The sequence below is a fragment of the Paenarthrobacter sp. NPDC090520 genome (assembly GCF_044769205.1).
GTDB lineage: Bacteria > Actinomycetota > Actinomycetes > Actinomycetales > Micrococcaceae > Arthrobacter.
Genome location: NZ_JBIVXM010000003.1, coordinates 134,419 through 154,268, shown reverse-complemented (window position 1 = coordinate 154,268; position 19,850 = coordinate 134,419). Strand labels below are relative to the sequence as shown.

General features: G+C 65.1%; 16 protein-coding genes and 1 pseudogene. 1 reads left to right on the top strand and 16 read right to left on the bottom strand.

The genetic code is table 11. The annotated features are described in order from the left end of the window. Nucleotides 1–41 precede the first annotated feature (41 nt). Genes eda through ACIQTZ_RS05410 form a run of 6 tightly spaced genes read right to left on the bottom strand, consistent with a single transcriptional unit; the run spans nucleotide 42 to nucleotide 5,700 of the window. Nucleotides 42–674: a bifunctional 4-hydroxy-2-oxoglutarate aldolase/2-dehydro-3-deoxy-phosphogluconate aldolase gene (gene eda, locus ACIQTZ_RS05435; RefSeq protein WP_402978279.1), complete on the bottom strand. Its 633-nt coding sequence runs from the start codon at nucleotides 672–674 to the stop codon at nucleotides 42–44. Continuing rightward, the gene (locus ACIQTZ_RS05430; RefSeq protein WP_402978276.1) at nucleotides 667–2,133 is read right to left on the bottom strand and encodes a mannitol dehydrogenase family protein; all 1,467 of its coding nucleotides are present in this window, start codon (nucleotides 2,131–2,133) and stop codon (nucleotides 667–669) included. The genes eda and ACIQTZ_RS05430 overlap by 8 nt, the downstream gene beginning before the upstream one ends. Continuing rightward, entirely contained in the window at nucleotides 2,124–3,035 is a 912-nt protein-coding gene (locus ACIQTZ_RS05425; RefSeq protein WP_402978620.1) for a PfkB family carbohydrate kinase, read from the bottom strand. The genes ACIQTZ_RS05430 and ACIQTZ_RS05425 overlap by 10 nt, the downstream gene beginning before the upstream one ends. Before the next feature lie 47 nt (nucleotides 3,036–3,082). Further along, nucleotides 3,083–4,294, bottom strand: coding sequence for a D-mannonate dehydratase ManD (manD, locus tag ACIQTZ_RS05420; RefSeq protein ID WP_402978273.1), 1,212 nt, complete (start codon nucleotides 4,292–4,294; stop codon nucleotides 3,083–3,085). Between the two features lie 23 nt (nucleotides 4,295–4,317). After that, a complete protein-coding gene (locus ACIQTZ_RS05415; RefSeq protein WP_402978270.1) occupies nucleotides 4,318–5,502 on the bottom strand; it encodes an MFS transporter in 1,185 nt (394 codons plus the stop codon). A gap of 3 nt (nucleotides 5,503–5,505) precedes the next feature. Next, the gene (locus ACIQTZ_RS05410; RefSeq protein ID WP_402978267.1) at nucleotides 5,506–5,700 is read right to left on the bottom strand and encodes a hypothetical protein; all 195 of its coding nucleotides are present in this window, start codon (nucleotides 5,698–5,700) and stop codon (nucleotides 5,506–5,508) included. A 155-nt stretch (nucleotides 5,701–5,855) separates the two neighbouring features. Between ACIQTZ_RS05410 and ACIQTZ_RS05405 the strand changes: the two genes are divergently transcribed. Then, a complete protein-coding gene (locus tag ACIQTZ_RS05405) occupies nucleotides 5,856–6,590 on the top strand; it encodes a GntR family transcriptional regulator (RefSeq protein ID WP_400270057.1) in 735 nt (244 codons plus the stop codon). 74 nt (nucleotides 6,591–6,664) lie between these two features. On the opposite strand, the gene ACIQTZ_RS05400 is transcribed toward ACIQTZ_RS05405, so the two are convergent. The 10 genes and pseudogenes from ACIQTZ_RS05400 to ACIQTZ_RS05355 all read right to left on the bottom strand — a co-directional run bounded on the left by ACIQTZ_RS05400 (nucleotide 6,665) and on the right by ACIQTZ_RS05355 (nucleotide 19,820). Continuing rightward, nucleotides 6,665–6,844 carry a hypothetical protein gene (locus ACIQTZ_RS05400; protein ID WP_400335451.1) on the bottom strand — a complete coding sequence of 60 codons (180 nt, stop codon included), beginning with the start codon at nucleotides 6,842–6,844 and terminating at the stop codon, nucleotides 6,665–6,667. A 33-nt stretch (nucleotides 6,845–6,877) separates the two neighbouring features. Next, nucleotides 6,878–8,890 carry a BCCT family transporter gene (locus ACIQTZ_RS05395; RefSeq protein ID WP_402978264.1) on the bottom strand — a complete coding sequence of 671 codons (2,013 nt, stop codon included), beginning with the start codon at nucleotides 8,888–8,890 and terminating at the stop codon, nucleotides 6,878–6,880. Nucleotides 8,891–9,158: 268 nt separating this feature from the next. After that, a complete protein-coding gene (locus tag ACIQTZ_RS05390; RefSeq protein ID WP_402978261.1) occupies nucleotides 9,159–9,965 on the bottom strand; it encodes an IclR family transcriptional regulator in 807 nt (268 codons plus the stop codon). A 67-nt stretch (nucleotides 9,966–10,032) separates the two neighbouring features. Further along, nucleotides 10,033–11,280: a molybdopterin molybdotransferase MoeA gene (locus ACIQTZ_RS05385; RefSeq protein ID WP_402978258.1), complete on the bottom strand. Its 1,248-nt coding sequence runs from the start codon at nucleotides 11,278–11,280 to the stop codon at nucleotides 10,033–10,035. Between the two features lie 106 nt (nucleotides 11,281–11,386). Further along, complete coding sequence (fdhA, locus tag ACIQTZ_RS05380; protein ID WP_402951153.1) at nucleotides 11,387–12,604, bottom strand: formaldehyde dehydrogenase, glutathione-independent; 1,218 nt, start codon at nucleotides 12,602–12,604, stop codon at nucleotides 11,387–11,389. A 135-nt stretch (nucleotides 12,605–12,739) separates the two neighbouring features. After that, complete coding sequence (locus ACIQTZ_RS05375; RefSeq protein WP_400270051.1) at nucleotides 12,740–13,156, bottom strand: heme-binding protein; 417 nt, start codon at nucleotides 13,154–13,156, stop codon at nucleotides 12,740–12,742. 144 nt (nucleotides 13,157–13,300) lie between these two features. Continuing rightward, nucleotides 13,301–15,622: an FdhF/YdeP family oxidoreductase gene (locus ACIQTZ_RS05370; RefSeq protein WP_402978255.1), complete on the bottom strand. Its 2,322-nt coding sequence runs from the start codon at nucleotides 15,620–15,622 to the stop codon at nucleotides 13,301–13,303. Nucleotides 15,623–15,716: 94 nt separating this feature from the next. After that, nucleotides 15,717–16,562, bottom strand: a pseudogene (locus ACIQTZ_RS05365) (bifunctional 5,10-methylenetetrahydrofolate dehydrogenase/5,10-methenyltetrahydrofolate cyclohydrolase); the annotation flags it as partial. Further along, entirely contained in the window at nucleotides 16,559–17,185 is a 627-nt protein-coding gene (locus ACIQTZ_RS05360) for a cyclodeaminase/cyclohydrolase family protein (protein ID WP_402978252.1), read from the bottom strand. The pseudogene ACIQTZ_RS05365 and the gene ACIQTZ_RS05360, both read right to left, overlap by 4 nt. A 142-nt stretch (nucleotides 17,186–17,327) precedes the next feature. Continuing rightward, on the bottom strand, nucleotides 17,328–19,820 hold the full coding sequence (locus tag ACIQTZ_RS05355; protein ID WP_402978249.1) for an FAD-dependent oxidoreductase: 2,493 nt from the start codon (nucleotides 19,818–19,820) through the stop codon (nucleotides 17,328–17,330). Nucleotides 19,821–19,850: the final 30 nt, after the last annotated feature.

Sequence of the window (19,850 nt, the reverse complement as noted above, 5' to 3'; positions counted from 1 at the left end):
CCCGGCGCCTGCTTTGTTGTTTGTAAGGGTTCTTCAGAGGGTCAGGCCTGGCTTTGGAGGGCGGACGCCTCGCGGGCCAGTTCCGATATGGCGGTCCAATCCCCGGCTTCAACCAGGGAGCGCGGGGTGAGCCAACTGCCGCCTACACACGCCACGTTGGGCAGCTTGAGGTAGTCCGGTGCGGACGCCAGGCTGATGCCGCCGGTGGGACAGAACTGGACTTGCGGGATGGGTGCGCCGATCGCCGACAGGTAGGGAGGTCCTCCGGCCGGTCCCGCGGGGAAGAACTTCATGACCTTCAAGCCATGTTCCAGGACGGCCATGACTTCCCCAACCGTCGCGACGCCCGGAAGCAGCGGAACATCCAGCGTCAGCATGTGGCGCAACAAGCCGGGAGTGACGCCGGGGCTGACCAGGAAGCTTGCGCCTGCGGATACCGCGGTCTCGGCTTGGGCCGGGGTGAGGATGGTCCCTGCGCCCACCAGGATGTCCGGGACTTCGTCAGCGATCATACGCAGGGAATCCAGCGCTGTGCCGGTCCTCAGGGTCAGCTCGATGATGCGGATTCCACCGTCCACCAACGCGCGGGCCAGAGGTACAGCGTGTGACGGGTCTTCGATGGTCACCACCGGAATGACGGGGGAGACAGCCAGGATGGAGGCGGCGTCAGCCATGGGGGATCTCGTTTCCCAGGCCCGGAAGCCCGTGTTCGTCGATGACGGAGTACCAGTGTTCAAGCAGGGCGGCGAAACCGGCGTCAGTTGCCGTGGCTTCATCGAAAATGCTCCGCACGCCCAGCAGTGCGTTGACCACTGCCCGCGCGGACAACTCCCGCGGCAGCGCGTCCTTCAGTTCAGCCGCCAGGGGATCATTCAGGGCCTCAGCAGGCGTGACCGCGACGTGACGCATCCACGCTGCCACGGCGAGCGCCGCCCAGCGTGGTGGGCGGCCGGCGTCGAGGTTTGCCCGGACGGTACTGAGCAGCCGCAGCCCGATTTTCTGTGAACCGTCGCTGCCCACCTTCGCCGTGGTATGGCCCAGCGCCGGATTCGCAAAGCGGCCAAGCACCTGCTTGCAGTACGTTTCGCCGTCCAGGCCGTCCGGCAGGTGGAGGGTTGGCAGGACGTCGTCGAACATCATGCGTTCGCATGCGGCGCGGAAGGCGGGCACGGACACGGCCTCTGCAATGGTTGCGTTGCCGGCGGCCAGGCCGAGGTAGGCAAGCAGGGAGTGGCTCGCGTTCAGCAACCGGAGCTTCGCGGCTTCCCACCCGGGAACGTCGGTGCTGAAGACCGCGCCTGCGTCTTCCCACCGCGGGCGGGTACCGGCGAAGTTGTCTTCGATGACCCACTGCATGAAGGGTTCGGCGACTACGGCGGCTTCATCGCGAAGGCCCAGTTCATGCTCGACGGCGTCAAGGTCGCGTGCCGTCGTGGCGGGGACCATGCGGTCCACCATGGTGCTGGGGAAGCTGACGTTGGTGGCGATCCACGCCAGGAGGGGTGCACCTTCGGCAGCGGGGAGTGCTGCGACGAATGCCTGGACCAGCTGGCGCGTGAGTTCGCCGTTGCCGGGAAGGTTGTCGCAGGAAACCACGGTGATCGGCCCTGAGCCCAGCCGGGACCGTTCCTGCAGTCCGCGCGTGAGCTGTCCGATGGCCGTCTGTGGTGGATGTCCGGCGAGGTCGGCCTGGACCTGAGCATCGCCGAGGTTCAGCGAGCCGGTCTGGGGGTCCATCCGGTACCCCTTTTCCGTAATGGTCAGGGTGATCACCGAGACCGAGGGCAAGGCGATGCGCTCGACCACTGCGGCCGGGTTGTCCCGCCCGGAAATGGCCTCGATGACGCTGGATACCAGACGGGCGGGTGCAGCCCCATCTCCGCGCTCGGCCACGGTGAAGAGCCCGTCCTGGGGTGCGAGTTGCTGCACCACAGTGTCCGAACGCTGCGTCACGCCGATGATTCCCCACCCCGGTTCGCCGGAGGACCGCATCGCTCCCTCGGTGAAGACAGCCGTGTGGGCGCGGGCGAAGGCACCGAGGCCCAAGTGGACGATGCCGGGCGTGAGGGCCGTGAGGGCCGTGCGGTCGAGGCCAAGCGGCGTCTCGCCCAGGGAAGCGAGGCTCAGGCGCATACCGGTTGCCCTTCAGCGTGTGCGGTGGTCTGCTCAAAGGTGGGAATGAAGCCCGTGCCACCCTTGCCGCCGACCACCAGTGAGGCCGCAGCAGCACCGTAGCGCGTCGCTTGCGGAAGGGGGTCGCCCAATACCAAGCGGGCGGCCAGGGTGCCAACGAAGGCATCGCCGGCCCCGGTCTGGTCCACAACCGCAGGGGCCGGAACGGAGGGCACCCACTCGGAGAGTTCGGGGCTTTCAAGGTGGACACCCTCAGCGCCGCAGGTAACTGCAACACCGGCAGCACCCATGGCAAGGAGCTTTGCGGCAGCGGCCTCTGCTGATGACACTCCAAGCAGCGCGCTGGTTTCGCCGGGAAACGACGGCGTCACGAGGTAAGCCTGCGGGGCCAGCTCAGCCAAGGCTCCTGCGGCGGCGGATGCGGTGGTCAACCTTGGCCGGTAGTTGGGGTCGTAGATGAAGCGCTGGGCCAAGGACGCTGCCTTGAAGACAGCGGTCCGTGAGGACTCGGAGATGGCGCAGGCAATTCCACCGGCCAGCACGGCACCCGCGGAAGCGAAGACGGACTCGTCGATGTCCGACGGGCCCAGCGTGGATCCGACGCTCCCGGAACGGGCGTAGGAGAATTCACGCTGGCCCAGCGGATCGGAATGCACCAAGTACACGCCTTGCTGGCCCGGACGGAACGTCAGGAGATCCGTCGCGATGCCGAGTTCCGCGATCCTGGCCGCGATCGCTTTGCCGAGATCGTCGTCGGGCAGGATGGCGAGCAGCCCCGTGCGTGCCCCGGCGGCTGCGGCCGCAGCAGCGACATTGAGGGCGTCACCGGAGATGCCCAGTTGGGCCGGGACGCCGTGGCCGAACGGAATGTCGGTGGCGACTTCCACCAGGATTTCGCCCATGACGACGACGTCGAACGGCTTGCGCTGCAGGTCTTGGGTCACAGGATTCACCAATCGTGGATCGAACCGTCGAGGCGGCGGTTGATGGGCAGGTACTTGGGGTCGAACGGGAAGCGCGCTGCGGCGTCTTCGTTGAATTCGACGCCGATACCGGGAGCGTCGCCGGGGTGCATGTAGCCGTCGGTGAAGGTGTAAGTGGTCTTGAAGACTTCCCCGGCGGGATCGCGGTGGCCCATGTACTCCTGCACCCCAAAGTTGGGGATGCTGAGGTCCACGTGCAAGGCCGCCGCAAAGGAAACGGGTGAGAGATCGCCCGCACCATGGGACCCCGAGCGCACGCCGTAGAGGTCGGCGAGGGAGAAGATCCGGCGCAGGTGGGTGATGCCACCCGCATGCGAAACGGAGGTCCGGATGTAGTCGATCAGCCGTTCGGTGATCAGTTGCTGGCAATCCCAGATCGAGTTGAAGACCTCGCCCACGGCAATAGGCGTGGTGGTGTGCTGGCGGATCAGGCGGAAGGCCGACTGGTCCTCCGCCGGGGTGGGATCCTCGATCCAGAACGGCCGGTACTGCTCCAGCGACGCGCCCAGGCGCCCGGCCTCAATCGGGGTGAGCCGGTGATGGACGTCGTGCAGGACATGCACTCCGTAGCCGAACTGATCGCGGACGTGGGCCATCATTTTCGGTGCGAAGTCCAGGTACGCAGAGGTTTCCCACGTATCCTCCTGCGGCACGTTGCTGCTGGCGGGTTCGTACAATTTCCCGTCCACCGGCGCAATCCCGTAGGTCTTGTCCAGTCCGGGAACCGCGGCCTGCGCACGGATTGCCCTATAGCCCAGGTCCAGGTGGTGCTGGAAGTCGGCGCTGAGGTCATCCAGGGTGCTGCCGCTTGCGTGCCCGTAGACCATGACACCGTCGCGGGCTGCGCCGCCCAGGAGTTCGTAGACCGGCATGCCGGCGGCCTTGCCTTTGATGTCCCAGAGTGCGACGTCGATCGCGGCGATCGCTGTCATGGTCACCGGGCCCCGGCGCCAGTAGGCGCCCTTGTAGAAGTACTGCCAGGCATCTTCGATCCGGCGCGCGTCGCGTCCGATCAGCAGCGGGCACAGGTGCTCCGCAAGATAGGACGCGACGGCGAGTTCCCGCCCGTTGAGGGTGGCGTCACCGATGCCGGTGATTCCGTCCTCTGTTTCAATAACGAGCGTCACGTAGTTCCGTCCCGGGGACGACACCACTACCCGTGCATCGGTGATCTTCACTGGTTGTTCCTCTTGCTTCGTGGCTATTTGAGCGAGCTCGTGCTCGGGTTGGCGGCGGTGCCTGCTACGGGTTCCTGGGGGACAGCCCACTCGGCGTACTCCTTGCCGCCACGTTGGCTGGGGGCGGTTTCGGGAAGGAACGACAGGCAGACGACACTGACCAGGATCAGGGCTGAGACGTAGATGGCCACGCCTCCGATCGAACCGCCTCCGGCGACCAGCAACGCAGTCGCAATGACAGTGAACGGTCCGCTGGCGATCATGGCGCCAAACTGCCAGACGATGGAGACACCGGTGTAACGGCCACGGACAGGGAAGAGCTCGGGGTAGTACGAGGCCTGCGGTGCGTAGGTTCCTGCGTGTCCCAGGGCCAGGCCGGCGACGAGGATGGCAACGATCGGCAGGGTGTCGCCGCTCGCGATGGCGCCGAAGGCCGGCCAGATCAGCACCAGGTTGAGGATTGCTGCGCCGAGGAACACCTTCTTGCGGCCGATCTTGTCCGTGATCCAGCCCCACACCGGAATCATGATGAGTTCCACGACGATCGCGATGATGATGGCCTCCAGCACGAAAGCAGAATCGTTGCCAAGGTTCTTCGAGTAGGCCACCAGGAACACGGTGTAGAAGGGGAACACTGCGGCTTCAACGAACTTCGATCCCATGCCGAGGAAGACTTCCTTGCGGCTCTGTTGGAACACGAGCTTCATGGGGGCTTGCTGCTGCTTGGCGTTTTCCTTCGCGGCCTTGAAGGTTGCCGACTCATTCACCCGAAGCCGGATGTAGAGGCCGATGGCCACTACCACGATGCTGAGGAGGAACGGGACGCGCCAGCCCCAGGCGAGGAAGTCCTTCTCCGAGAGTTGGGTGGTGAGGAAGGCGAAGAGGGCGGACGGGACGAGGTAAGCGGCCGGGGACCCCATCTGGACCAGGCTGGCATAGAAGCCGCGCCGCTTCTGGGGTGCTGCTTCTGCGGTGAGGAGCACCGCGCCGCCCTGCTCGCCGCCCACGCCAAAGCCCTGGAGCAGGCGCACGAAGACCAGGATGACGGCAGCCCAGAGTCCGATGGTCTCGTAAGTGGGCATGAGGCCGATGGCGAAGGTGCCGAGTCCCGTGATGAGCAGGGTCCAGACGAGTACCTTCTTTCGCCCGATCCTGTCGCCGATGTGGCCCCAGACGATCCCACCGAGCGGGCGGGCGAAAAAGCCCACCGCCTAGGTGGAAAAGGCGGCCAGCGTGCCTACCAGCGGGTCGATGTCCGGGAAGAAGATCTTGTTGAAGACCAGCGCAGAAGCTGTTCCGTAGATAAAGAAGTCGTAGTACTCGGCCATGGTTCCGATGAAGGAGGCGCCCGCGGTTTTGCGGGCCTGCTTGGCATCGTGAACCGGCGGCGCAACGCTCTCGGTCATCATTTGCTCCTTTGCAGGCGATGAAGTCAGGGAGATTTTGTAAGGGGGAAAGAGTGGCGGGTTGACGGAGGAATCAGAGGCTTCCGAACCCGCAGTGATAACTACCATACAAGCACTACCATTCTAGTTTGTCAACGATGGCTTAGACTGGTGCTGTGGCTACCAAGAAACCGGAACCGGACCCCTCCGCCCCCCGACTTTCCGTGCGGGACCGGACCCTGGATGTGCTGCGCCGCCGGATTATCTCCCTGGAACTGCCACCTGGTTCGCCGCTGTCGGAAAACGAGTTGGCGCAGGAGCTGGGGGTCAGCCGCACGCCTGTCCGCGAAAGCCTGATCCTCCTTCGGGAAGAGGGGCTTGTTGAGGTCTTTCCGCAGATTGGTTCATTCGTTTCCTTGGTGGACCTGGCCCGGGTTGGGCAGGCGCAGTTCATCCGCGAAGCGATCGAATGCGCATCGTTGGCCGATGTTGTCGCCGAGCCTTCGGGGATCGCCGGCCTCCGCGAGATCCTGCAGGCCCAATGGGATGCCGAAGCAGCCGGCGACATCGACCGGTTCTTCCGCCTGGATGAGGACTTCCATCGGGAGTTGCTGCAGTTGGCAGGCCACGAAGCCGCCTGGAACGCGGTCAATTCGGCCAAAGCGCACCTCGACCGTGCCCGTCGCCTGAGCCTCATCGACGCCGGACATGTCGCCACGCTCATCAAGCAGCACACCGCCGTCGTGGACGGACTGGAGAACAGCGACCAAGCCGCCGCCGATGCCTCGCTCCGCCTCCACCTACGCGGTGTTTTCAAGGATATTGAACGAATCCAGGGGGCCACGCCTGAGCTGTTTTCCGATGGCTCCAAGCCGCGGGCATCCCGCAGGAGCGTCGCACGGCTTTCCTGAACTCCGGAAACAACAAAGCAGGCGCCGGATAAAACCGGCGCCTGTTTTGTGTGTTCTAGGGGTTCTTCAGAGGGTCAGCGGCCCAGGTCGCTGTCCACGTAGGAGCCCGTCTTCGTGTGCTCGGAGCCGCACGGGCAGCCGCCGATCAGTTCAATCCGGACGGTCACGGGGTTGGTGCCATCCACGGTGACGGACATCCGGTCCTTTGAATCGTTGATCACGCGGACGGCTGCCTCTACGGGGGTTTGGGTCATGGCGGTTCTACCTAACTGCTGGGTGGCTGGGGATCAGTTGTTGTCTGCCCGTGGGCTGTCGACTGTCGGAAGGCTGCCCGTGGGCGTGCCGCCGGGACAATCGGCGTCGGGGCATTTTTCGGCGCAGTCGTGCTTGGTCACGAGATCGAACTGGACTCCGCGGTGTTGTTCCACGCCGGTGCGGATGGCCCGTTCCACCACGGAAGTGGCAAGCCGCCGGCGCAGGGAGAGCGGATCGCGCCGCAGGTCCTTGGCCAGGGCGAAGCAGAGCAGCAGCATCACGATGATGAACGGCAGTGCCGCCACAATGGTGACCCGTTGCAGCCCGGACAGGGCCTCGGAAGGTTCGTCACCACCGGCCAGGAGCATGACGGCGGCAACGGCACCTGTGAGGCAACCCCAGAAGATGACCACTCCGCGGCGGGGATGTTCCGCACCATTGGAGCTCAGGGAGCCCATGACGATCGAGGCCGCGTCTGCGCCCGTGATGAAGAAGATGGCTACGAGCACCATGGCCAGGACAATGACGGCCCCAGTGAGCCAGTCCGGCATGTGGAGATTCTTGACGAGGTCGAAGAGGGCGCCGTCGAAGTTGATGGACGGTGCTCCGTCCACCATGGTCACGAGTCCCGGGGTTCCGGCCTTGTCTGCCTCTTGCTGGACGTTGAACGCGGCGCCGCCAAAGATGCAGAACCAGACCACGCTGACGATGCTCGGGACCAGCAGCACGCCGGTGACGAACTGGCGGATGGTGCGGCCGCGGCTGATGCGGGCAATGAACAGTCCGACGAAGGGCGTCCAGGAGATCCACCAAGCCCAGTAGAAGATGGTCCAGCTGGTCAGCCAGCTGCGCAGCGCGTCGTCGCCTACGGCTTCGGTCCGCGAGGACATTTCTGCGAGGTCGCGGGCGTAGTCGCCGATCGAGGACGGGATGAGGTTGAGGATGAACAACGTGGGTCCGGCGACGAACACGATGACGGCCAGCACCACTGCCAGGACCATATTGATGTTGGAGAGCCACTGGATGCCGCGGCTGATGCCGGACACGGCCGAGGCCACGAAGCAGAATGTCAGGACAGCGACGATGACCACCAGGATCGGCGTCCCCACTTCACCCATCCAGCCGTTGGACGTCATGCCGCTGCCGATTTGCAGGGCGCCGAGGCCCAACGACGCAGCGGTACCGAACAGGGTGGCGAAGATGGCCAGGATGTTGATGAACTTCCCTACCGGACCCTCCACCATGCGGATGCCGAACAGCGACGTGAAGGCCGCGGAGACCAGCTGCCGGCGTCCCAGCCGGTAGGTGCCGTAGGCCATGGCGATGCCCACCACGGCGTACATGGCCCACGGATGGAGTGTCCAGTGGAAGATCGAGGTGGCCATGGCTGTCTGGACGGCTGCCGGAGTACGGCCATCCACCGTTCCCGGCGGCGGGGAGATGTAGTGGTAGAGCGGTTCGGCCACGCCGTAGAACATGAGGCCGATGCCCATGCCGGCGGCGAACATCATGGCCACCCAGGACACGGTCTTGTACTCGGGCTTTTCGCCGTCCTTGCCCAGCGGGATGTTGCCGAACTTGCCCAGGGCAAGCCACAGCACGAAGATCACGAACAGCGAGGCGAGCACCATGAACAGCCAGCCGGTGTACTCCATGACCCAGCTGAGGGCTCCCTTGGAGGTATCGGACAGGCTGTCACGGCCAACGAAGCCCCAAACCACGAAGGCGACGGCGATGGCGCCCGTGATCCCGAAGGTGACTTTGTCGAGGGTAAGTTTGCGGTTCCGGCGGGCAGAGACGGCCTGCTCGGTTTTGGCGTGGCGCAGTTCTTCCAGGATCTGCTCGTACTCTTCCGAGTCGGGCAGGGGCTCCGCGCCTCCGTCCTCAACGTCGAGGACTGCGGGGTTGGTTTCGTTGGGGGAGACGCTAAGGGTGTCCTTGGGCGTTTCCGTGGTGCGGGTTTCGGTAGAGGGAGCGTCGGCCGGCTGGTCGCCGGCCGGTAACTCCTCTGGACTTAAGGGTTTGGTGCCACTGTTTATAGCCATGAGCGGGTCCTTTGCTCGGAATCATGGGCTTGCGTGTATGTGTGGATGCTTGCGCCTGGTTGGGGATCCGGGGCGTTCCGCAGTAATCAACAACATTCGCGGTAAGCAACAGAGTGCGCTGCCTCACACTCAAAGTCAAGAGGTAGCGGCTCTTTAACAGCACATTGATATATCAATTGGCTGCAAAGCGTATCGTTGCGTATGGTGAAGGACGTTGCGCCTTGGCCTGCCAGTGGGGCTGGCGGGCGAGTGCAGTTGGCGGCGGCCTTTAGCGGTGCCGATAGCCCATCTTGGCGCTGATGCTCAGGCCTGCTTCGCGGAGGCCGTCAATGAGGCCTGGCTGGTCCTCGGGCGTAAAGCGGAACGCCGGACCGGAAATGCTGACGGCCGCGATGACATTTCCCAAGTGGTTGAAAATGGGCACGGCAACGGCAGTGAGGCCGATCTCGAACTCTTCATGCACCACCGCGTACCCGTTCCGCGCGACGTCGTGCAATTGCTTTTCGAGCACCCCGCGGTTGGTGATGGTCCTCGGCGTTCGCGCGGGGAGCCCGACGGCCTTGAAGACCTGGCTCCGTTCGTCCGCAGTCAGGGCAGCCAGGAGCACCTTGCCGCTGGAAGTGGCATGCAGCGGCGTCAGGCTGCCCACCCAGTCGTACGTGGCCAAGGTGGAAGGACCCATGGCCTGGTCCACGTTGACTGCGTAATTGGAGCGCAGCACAGCCAGGTTGACGGTTTCCTTGTATTCGGAGGCCAGTGCTTCCAGGACTTCCCTGGCCTCGTGCACCACGCTCAGCCTGCCAGGGATGGAGGAAGCCAGGCGCAGGATTCCGAAGCCGAGCTGGTACTTGCCCCGCTCGCTGTTCTGCCGGACCAGTTCGCGCGTGACCAGGGAACCCACCAGCCGGGACACCGTGGACTTGTGCACGCCCATTTCCTCGGCGATCTCGCTGACGCCGGCGTCTCCCTCGCGGGCAAGGATTTCCAGAATCTGGAGGGCGCGGTCCACTGACTGGACGCCTCCGCCCTGGGCGTCTGCGTCCTTGTCGATGTCCGGGTTGCTGGGTACGGCCATGATTCTCATCCTAGACCGGCCCGGACCGCCCCTCGGGACGCTCAGCGGCTCATGCGGGCCTCCCGGCTCATGCGTGCCTCCTGCTGGGCGCAGTCCACGGCAGGGGCATGACGGGAACTCCCTGGCCGGCCTCGACGCCTTCGGGTGGAACAGCCATGAACCCATCCGCCCAAGCCAGTCCCCGCATCATTCCCGGGCCGGTGTGCGGTACGGGCAAGGCGAGTCCGTGCTCGATGGTGCAGGGAACCAGCCGTGTCCTGCCGGGGTCGGCGTCGATGTCCGCGCCGGAGGTCAAGTCCACGGCGGCGGGCAGGTCCCGGTTTCCGAGGGCGGCCAGCAGCGGTCCGCCAAGGGTGATGAGGGCGATCATGGCGGCCAGCGGATTTCCTGGGAGCCCGATCACGAACCGTCCGTCCGGAAGTTCCGCCAGGACCGCGGGGTGGCCTGGGCGCATGGCTATGCCGTCGAGCAGCAACCGTCCGCCCATCGCGGCAATTGCAGCGCGGAAGTGGTCGGTCCCGGATTTACCCGTGCCTCCGGTAGTGATGGTGACATCCGCCCACGGGCCGTCCGGGCCGGACAGGGCCCACAGCCATTCCTGGTAGGAGTCGCCAATCCTCAGCTGACCCCCGGGCAGGCCACCCAGTTGGGAAATGACAGTTCCGAGCTGCGGCCCGAAGGTATCGCGGACCTGCCCGGGGCCGGGTTCACCGGAGGTGACCACTTCCAATCCGGTCAGTACGACGGCGACCATCGGCTTGCGCCGAACCTCCACCTCGTCGTGGCCTGCTACGGCGGCGAGGGCAACGTGTGCCGGATTCAGGAGGGTCCCTGCGGGAATGAGGACATCGCCGGCGGCGGCTTCCTCTCCGGCAGGCCTGATGTGGCGGCCCGGGAGGGTTTCTCCGGGCTTCGCGTCGGGTTTGAGCCGAAGGTGTCCTGGCGCGTTGGCGGTCACGAGGCCGCTTTCCTTGCGGAGGATGCCTGAGGCTCCTGCGGGTACCAAGCCACCTGTGGCGATGATGCTTGCCTGGTGCGGTTCCAACGGCGTTCCCGGCGTGGTGAGCGTCCATGGCCCGCTGCCGCTGATGGCCCAGCCGTCCATGGCTGAGGAGGCATAGTGCGGGATGTCCCGGGTTGCTGCCACGGCGGAGGTCAGCTCGCGTCCTATCCCGTCCTGGAGTGGTACCAGAAGCGAGCCAAGGGGTGCGGCGCAGTCAAAGGCAAGCTGTCGCGCCTCGGCCCAACTGGGCGCGTGTTGATGACCGCAGGGCGGGCTGGCGGTGGGAGGGTCGGCGACGACCTGTGCGAGCATGGCGGCCCACTTCCTGGTGCGGGGGTGCTGTTAAGTGCAGATGCCGGGGGCGGCAGGGCCTTCCCATGGTGCTTACCCTGCCACTCCCGGTATCTGTGGTTCCGTACTAAGCCTTCACGTATCCGTTGGGGTTCAGTACGAACTTTGTTGCCGCTCCGGCGTCGAACTCCGCGTAGCCGCGGGGTGCGTCTTCGAGCGGGATGGCCTTGGCGTTCACGGCCTTGGCGATCTGGACCTTGTCATGGAGGATCGCCATCATGAGCTGGCGGTTGTACTTCATCACCGGGCACTGCCCGGTGGTGAAGGACAGGGATTTGGCCCAGCCGGTACCCAGGGACAGCGAAAGCGAGCCGTGCTGGGCTGCCTCGTCGATTCCGCCCGGATCACCGGTGACGTACAGGCCCGGGATACCCAGGGCGCCACCGGCGGCCGTGATATCCATGAGGGAGTTCAGCACCGTGGCCGGGGCCTCGTGGGAGGCGTCCTTGCCGTGGCCGCGGGCCTCGAAGCCCACGGCGTCGATGCCGGAATCGACTTCCGGAACGCCGAGGATCTGCTCGATTTGGTCCTTCGGGTCGCCCTTGGAGACATTGACGGTTTCGCAACCGAACGAACGTGCCTGGGCCAGGCGGTCCTCGTTCATGTCGCCCACAATCACGACGGCGGCCCCCAACAGTTGGGCGCCCACGGCCGCAGCGATACCCACGGGGCCGGCACCTGCCACGTACACCGTGGAGCCCACACCGACACCTGCGGTGACGGCGCCATGGAAGCCTGTGGGGAAAATGTCCGAGAGCATGGTCAGGTCCATGATCTTCTCGAGCGCCTGGTCACGGTCCGGGAAACGCAGCAGGTTCCAGTCGGCGTAGGGAACCAGGACATACTCGGCCTGGCCTCCCACCCAGCCGCCCATGTCCACGTAACCGTAGGCGCTGCCGGGACGGTCGGGGTTGACGTTGAGGCAGATGCCGGTCTTGCGTTCCTTGCAGTTCCGGCAGCGGCCACAGGAGATATTGAACGGCACCGAGACGATGTCGCCCACCTTGATGAATTCGACGTCGGGTCCAACCTCAACCACTTCGCCGGTGATTTCGTGGCCAAGGACCAAATTCTGCGGTGCCGTGGTCCGGCCGCGGACCATGTGCTGGTCCGAACCGCAGATGTTGGTGGTCACGGTGCGCAGGATGACGCCGTGGGGCACCTTCCTGCCAACATTTGCAGGGTTGACGCCCGGGCCGTCCTTGAGCTCGAACGTCGGATACTCGGTGTTGATGATCTCAACTACACCGGGTTCCTTGTAGGCGACTGCTCTGTTTCCTGACATGACACTCCTTTGGCCATTTGCTGATGGAAATGGGACTGGCCAGTTGCCCGAAAGCGGCGCTTCGGTGAGGAAATACCTCCCCAGGTTTCAGGCCACCGAAGCGCCGTTCACGGGCAACTGGACAACTTTTTGGCTCTAGGCGGCGTCCTGGAGTTGAACGGCCGCTCCTGCCGATGCCACCGTGTGGTCGTTCTCCACGGTGCTGCCGCTGACGCCGATCGCTCCGATTACGGTGCCGTTGCTGTCCTGGAGCGGAATGCCGCCGGGGAAGGTGATGAGCCCGCCGTTGGAGACTTCAATGTTGAAGAGCGGTCCGCCGGGCTGCGACAACCCACCAATGGATCCCGTTGGCATATCGAAATAGCGCGCCGTGCGGGCCTTCTTGATGGAAATATCGATGCTGCCCAGCCAGGCCCCGTCCATGCGGGTGAAGGCTTTGAGGTTGCCGCCGGTATCGACGACGGCGATGTTCATGGCCGTGCCGGTTTCGCGGGCTGATCCGAGGGCGGCGGCCAGGACGGCCTCCGCGTTGGCTTGGGTGATGTCAGACAATGCTTCTCCTTTGATTCATGTCTAGTCACTGGCGTTTTTCATGGGGAAGGCTGTGGGTGGCGAGAGGGGCCACTGATATCTTCCAAAGCATCTGAAAGATATATCAGTCACATACTATGGCACCGATCACACTCTGTACAGGTCCTAGGCGGCTTCCATGCGGATGATGACGGACTTCGATGTAGGCGTCCCGCTGGTGTCGGCCACCGAATCCAAGGGCACAAGGACGTTGGTTTCGGGGTAGTAGGCCGCAGCACAGCCCTTGGGGGTTGAATAGGCAACGATCCGGAAGTTTTCCGCGAGGCGCTCGACGCCCTGAAACTCCGAGACCAGATGTACCATCTGCCCGTCGGTGAAGCCGAGTTCGTCAATGTCGGCTTGGCTGACCAGGACCACGCGCCGGCCGCCGTGGATGCCGCGGTAGCGATCGTCCTTGCCGTAGATGGTGGTGTTGTACTGGTCGTGCGAGCGCAGGGTCTGCAGTACCAGGCGGCCCGGGGGGATCTTGATGTATTCCAGCTCGTTCCCGGTGAAGAGCGCCTTGCCGGTGGGGGTATCGAACGCCCGGGCGTCCCGTGGGGGATGCGGCAGCACGAAGCCGCCCGGATGGGCGATGCGTTCCTCGAAGTCTTCAAAGCCATCGATCACTGCCTGGATGTGCTTCCGCACCAAAGAGTAGTCGTCCCGCAGGGAGATCCAGGATGCCCGGGGAGTATTGGGCAACGGCCGGCCCTCGGCATCGGTGAAGAGCTTGTGCGCGAGGTTGCACACAATGGCCACCTCGGAGTGCAGGTGCTCGCTGGCGGGCTTGAGGCGGCCGCGGGAGGCATGGACGGCGCTCATGGAATCCTCCACGGTGACGCGTTGGTCGCCCGAGGCCTGGGCGTCCTTCTCCGTGCGGCCCAGGGTGGGCAGGATGAGGGCCCGGCGGCCAGTGGAGAGGTGGGAGTGGTTGAGCTTCGTGGAGATCTGCACGGTCAGGGCCGTGTTGGCCAGCGCGTCCTCGGTGACCAGGGAATCCGGGGCTGCCCGGACGAAGTTGCCGCCCATGCCCATGAAGAACCGGACCTTGCCGTCCCGCATGGCACGGATGGCCGCCACGGTGTCGTAGCCGTGCTCACGCGGTGAGAGGAACTCGAACTCGTGGTCCAGCCGGTCGTGGAACGTCGAAGGCATCTTCTCGAAGATGCCCATGGTGCGGTCGCCCTGCACGTTCGAGTGGCCGCGCACCGGGCACACGCCGGCCCCGGGCTTGCCGATGTTTCCTTGGAGCAGGAGGACGTTGACCACGTCGCGCAGGGTGGGCACGGAGTGTTTGTGCTGGGTCAGTCCCATGGCCCAGCACACGATGGTGGCGTTGGAGGCCAGGAGCCGTTCGCCGGTGGCGTGGATCTGTTCCAGGGTCAGGCCGGAGGCTTCAACAATGTCCTCCCACCCCACCTTCTCCAGGTGCCGCAGGTAGTCGTCCACGCCCACGGTGTGGTTGGTAATGAACGCGTGGTCCAGCACGGTGTCCAATCCCGGCGTGGAACGGCCTGCGGTTTCGGCCTCGAGCAGGTACTTCCCAAGGCCCTGGAAGAGTGCCTGGTCCCCGCCGGCGCGGATCTGCAGGAAGTCGTCGGTCAGCTCGGTGCCCACCAGCATGCCGGAGACGTTCTGCGGGTTCTCGAAGTGGAGGAGTCCGGCTTCGGGGAGCGGGTTGATGGAGACGATGATGGCGCCGTTTTTCTTGGCCTTCTCCAAGGCGCTCAGCATGCGGGGGTGGTTGGTCCCCGGGTTCTGTCCAGCCACGAAGATCAGCGATGCCGTCTCCAAGTCCGTCAGGCTGACTGAGCCCTTGCCGATCCCGATGGTCTGCACCAGGGCCGAGCCCGACGATTCGTGGCACATGTTGGAACAGTCCGGCAGGTTGTTGGTGCCGATCCCGCGGACCAGCAGCTGGTACACGAAGGCGGCCTCATTGGAGGTCCGGCCGGACGTGTAGAAAACAGCCTCGTCCGGCGACGCCAGGCCCCGGAGCTCCCCGGCCATCAGTTCGTAGGCCTCGTCCCAGTCGATGGGCACGTAATGGGTGGCACCCTCATCGAGGAACATCGGATGCGTCAGCCGTCCCTGCTGTCCCAGCCAGTAATCATCGCGGGTTTTCAGGTCCGCTACGGAATGCGCGGCAAAGAACTCCGGGGTGACCCGGCGCCGCGTGGCTTCCTCGGCGACTGCCTTGGCACCGTTCTCGCAGAATTCCGCGGCGTTGCGCTTCTCATGCTCCGGCCAGGCGCAACCCATGCAGTCGAACCCATCCAGCTGGTTCACGGCCATCAGCGTCTGCACGCTGCGCACCGCGCCCATCTGCTCGAACGAGATCTTCAAAGCATTGGCTACGGCAGGGATGCCTACGGCCTTGGTCTTGGGTTTGGTGACGGTCAGCTTCGACTCGTCGATGTTATGGCGTGGTGCTTTGGAAGCCATGGTGGTCTTCCCTCCAGATCAGGAACGGGCGGCGATGCCGCGGGTCAGGCGGCGCCGGCTGCCACGGGCTGTTCGGGGCGGATGCCGGAACCCCGGCCTGAAGCCGGGCGGCTTCTGTGGTGTGGAGCAGCAAGAGTGCGGTAGTCACTGAGCCTACGCCGCCGGGTACCGGCGTCAAGGCCGCCGCTCTTCCGGTGACGCTCGCTTCGTCGACGTCACCCACCAAGGTTCCGTCGGGCAGGACGTTGGTGCCGACGTCGATCACTACCGTCTTTTCGGTGACGTGCGCGCCCGTAAGGAGGCCGGTGCGGCCCGCGGCGACAACCACGACGTCGGCCGGCCGGGTATGCGTCTCCAGGGGACCTGACTTGGAATGGCAGACAGTAACGGTTGCGTCCCGTTCCAGCAGCAGCAGCGCCAACGGCTTGCCCACCACCGCGGAACGCCCGACGACGGTCACGTTGCGGCCCGCTACCGGCACCTCGAAGTGCTCAAGAAGCTCGACCACCGCGCGGGCCGTGGCCGGAGCGAAAGCGGGCCGCCCCACAGCCAAGCGGCCCAGGCTCAGGGGATTGGCGCCGTCGATGTCCTTTTCCGGAGCGATCAGCCCCACCAGGCTGTCAGCCGCAACGCCGGTTGGCAGGGGCGTCTGCAGGATGATGCCGTGCACCGAGGGCTCGGAGCTGAGGTCCTTCAAGACGCTCGCGAGGACCTGTTCCGTCGCATCGGGTCCAAGGTCCACGATCCGGCAGTCGATGCCTGCCCTGTCTGCCGCCCGTTCGATGGACCGGACGTACCAGTGGGTGGACTCGTCATCGGTGGCCACCACCACGGCGAGGGTGGGGTGGATGCCTTCGTGTTGGGCCAGCCGGGCCTGGTCCTGGGCGCGCTGCTGGATGAGGGAGGCCAGGCGCTTGCCGGAGAGGGTGGCGGTGTTCATGCGAGGATCCTTTCGCGGACCCGCTTCACCAGGGAATCGGCGGCGAGGACCACTTTGTCCTCGAGCCCGTCGGTCCGCCCCGCGAGTTCGGCCCGGATGGCCTGGTCCTTGATGGCCACAACGTTGATGTCGATGTTTACCCGGGCGGTGGTGGCTGCGGCCCGGGCGGCGTCCGCTGCAGCGGCGACGTCGCTGATGACGTTCATGTTGGCCACCTCGAAGAGCTCGGTGGCGAGGTCAACAATGCTGCCTGACAGTTTGATGAGCTGTGCGGGGGTTTGGGCGGCTTCCACCAGGGCTGCGTCGATGGCTGCCTTCCTGGCAACCTTGAGTTCGTCCGTGCCGGCCGGAAGTTTGTAGGAATCAATGACGCCTTGGAAGGCGGTTTCGTCGGCGTCGGCGAGGTCCAGGGCCTCGAGCCTGTACTGGTCGGCGTCGTTGGTGATGCGCTCCACGAGTCCTGCGTGGGCGGCATATTTCTCACCGGTGGTGTAGCGGGCCACCATGGCCACGAGGGCGGCGCCCTGTGCTGCGTGCAAGGCTGCTGCTGCACCACCGCCCGGAGTCGGCTGGCGCGCCGCGAGCCGGGCGAGGTAGTCGTTGATGGTTTCTGAGCTGATCATGTGTCTTCCTGGGCGGGCGTCCGGAGTGGGGTCATCCCGGGTGGCGAAAGTGCTGGCTGGAGAAAGAGCGAAGGCAGCGCCCGGACCCGGTTGCGGGGTGAATCGGGTCCGGGACGCTGCCTGTGGCGGCTGGAGGGCCGGGTTAGCCGCGGAGCCTGCTCATGGTGGGGTCGTACAGCGGATCCTCGGTGACGGTGGCCTGGATCCGGCGTCCGAAGTACTCGATTTCCACCGAGTCGCCCAAGGAGACGGCCGAGGGCAGGTAGGCGTAGGCGATCGGCTTCTTGACGGTGTAGCCGAAGGCTGCGCTGGTCACGTAACCAACGGCCTGGTCCTTATAGAACACCGGTTCCTTGCCGAGGACGAGGCTGCGGCCGTCGTCGACGGTCAGGCAGCGCAGGCGACGTGCGGAGCTTTCTTCGCTGCGGCCTTCCAAGGCGGCCTTGCCGACGAAGTTCTCCTTGGCCATCTTGACCGCGAAGCCGAGGCCCGCTTCGAAGGGGTCGTGCTCGGTGGTCATGTCCGTGCCCCAGGACCGGTAGCCCTTCTCGAGGCGGAGCGAGCTGAAGGCGGCGCGGCCGGCGGCGATGACACCGAACGGCTGGCCGGCCTTCCACAGTGCATCCCACAGGCGCTGGCCGTTGTCGGCGCTGGTGTAGAGCTCCCAGCCCAGTTCGCCAACGTAGGACAAACGCATTGCCGTGACGGGGATCCCGCCAATGACAACCTCCTTGGAGCGGAAGTACTTCAGGCCGTCGTTGCTGAAGTCGTCGTTGCTGATGGTTCCCACCAGGTCGCGGGCCAGCGGACCCCAGAGGCCGATGCAGCAGGTGCCGCCGGTGGTGTCGCGGACCTGGACCCAGTCTTCGGCTCCGCCGTTTTCGGTCTGGTGGCGTGCTGCGCGGTCAAAGTAGGCGGTGTCGATGTTGCCGTTGGCGCCGAGCTGGAAGGTGGTCTCGTCCAGTCGAGCCACGGTGATGTCGCTTCGGATGCCGCCGGCGTGGTCCAGCAGGAGGGTGTACGTCACGGCGCCGGGCTTCTTGGCCAGGTCTCCGGTGGTCAGTTCCTGGAGGAGCTTCAAGGCTCCGGGACCGGAGACTTCCAGGCGCTTGAGCGGTGTCATGTCGTACATGGCTACTGCGGTACGGGTCTTCCAGGCCTCGGCTGCGGCGATGGGGGAGCTGAACATGCCGGACCAGGCGTCACGTGCCGGGGGCTGCCACTCGTCCGGCATTTCCTTGAGCAGTTCGGCGTTGGCCTCGAACCAATACGGGCGCTCCCAGCCTGCGCCTTCGAGGAAGAAGCCACCCAACTGCTTGTGGCGGGCGTGGAACGGGCTGACGCGCAGGTTGCGCGGGGAGAGCTTGGGCTGGAGCGGGTGCAGGACGTCGTAGATCTCCACGAAGTTCTGCTGCGAGGTTTCGCTGACGTACTCCGGGGTGAGCTGTACTTCCTCGAAGCGGTGGATGTCGCAGTCGCCCAGGTCGATCGTGGACTTGCCGTCCACCAGGACCTCGGCCACGGCGCGGGCAACGCCGGCGGAGTGGGTGACCCACACGGCCTCAGCCACGAAGAAGCCGTCCACTTCCTTGGACTCGCCCACCAGGGAGCCGCCGTCCGGGGTGAAGGAGAAGATGCCGTTGAAGCCGTCTTCGATTTCGCTCTCGCGCAGGGCCGGAAGGATCTGCTTGGTGGCTTCCCAGGCCGGGAGGAAGTCCTCCAGGGTGAAGTCCAGGCGGGAGGGCATGTTGTGCTCGCTGATGCTTTCCGGGGTGTACTTGCCCAGTTCGTCCAGGTCCACGGGCATGGGGCGGTGGGCGTAGGAGCCGATGCCGTAGCGGTCGCCGTGCTCGCGGTAGTAGAGGTCCTGGTCCTGGTGGCGGAGGATGGGCAGCCGGGCGCCGTTGGGCAGCTCGTTCTTGCCTTGCTGTGCCGGGACCGGGGTGGTCTTGACGTACTGGTGGGCCAGCGGGAGCAGCGGCACGGACATGCCGATCATTTCGCCGATCTTGGCACCCCAGAAACCTGCGCAGGACACCACGATGTCAGCCGGGATCACGCCGTCGGCCGTCTGTACGCCGGTGACCCGGCGTCCGGACTGTTCAATCCCGGTGACTTCCGTGTTGCCCAGGTACTTGACCCCTGCGGCTTCGGTGCGCTTGATGAGGAGTTGCACGGCGCGGGCTGCCAGGGCCAGGCCATCCGAGGGGACGTGGAGGCCGCCCAGGATGTCTTCCTCGTTGATGAGCGGGTAGAGCTCCTTGCACTCTTCGCGGGTGAGGATCTTGCCGTCGATGCCCCAGGACTGTGCGTAGCCGAGCTTGCGCTTGAGGTCGGTGAGGCGGGTCTCCGTGGTGGCCACTTCAAGGCCGCCCACCTGGTTGAAGCAGCTCTGGCCGTCCTCGGTCAGGGAGAGCAGCTTCTCCACCGTGTACTTGGCAAACAGCGCCATGGTCTTGGACGGGTTCGTCTGGAACACCAGGCCCGGGGCGTGCGAGGTGGAGCCGCCCGGCATGTTCAGGGGGCCTTGGTCCAGGACGGTGATGTTGTTCCACCCGCGCTGAACGAGTTCGTCGGCGAGGTTGGTGCCGACGATGCCGGCTCCGATGATGACAATTCGGGGCGTCGATGCCATGAAAGATTCTCCTGCTAGTAAGTCGTGCGG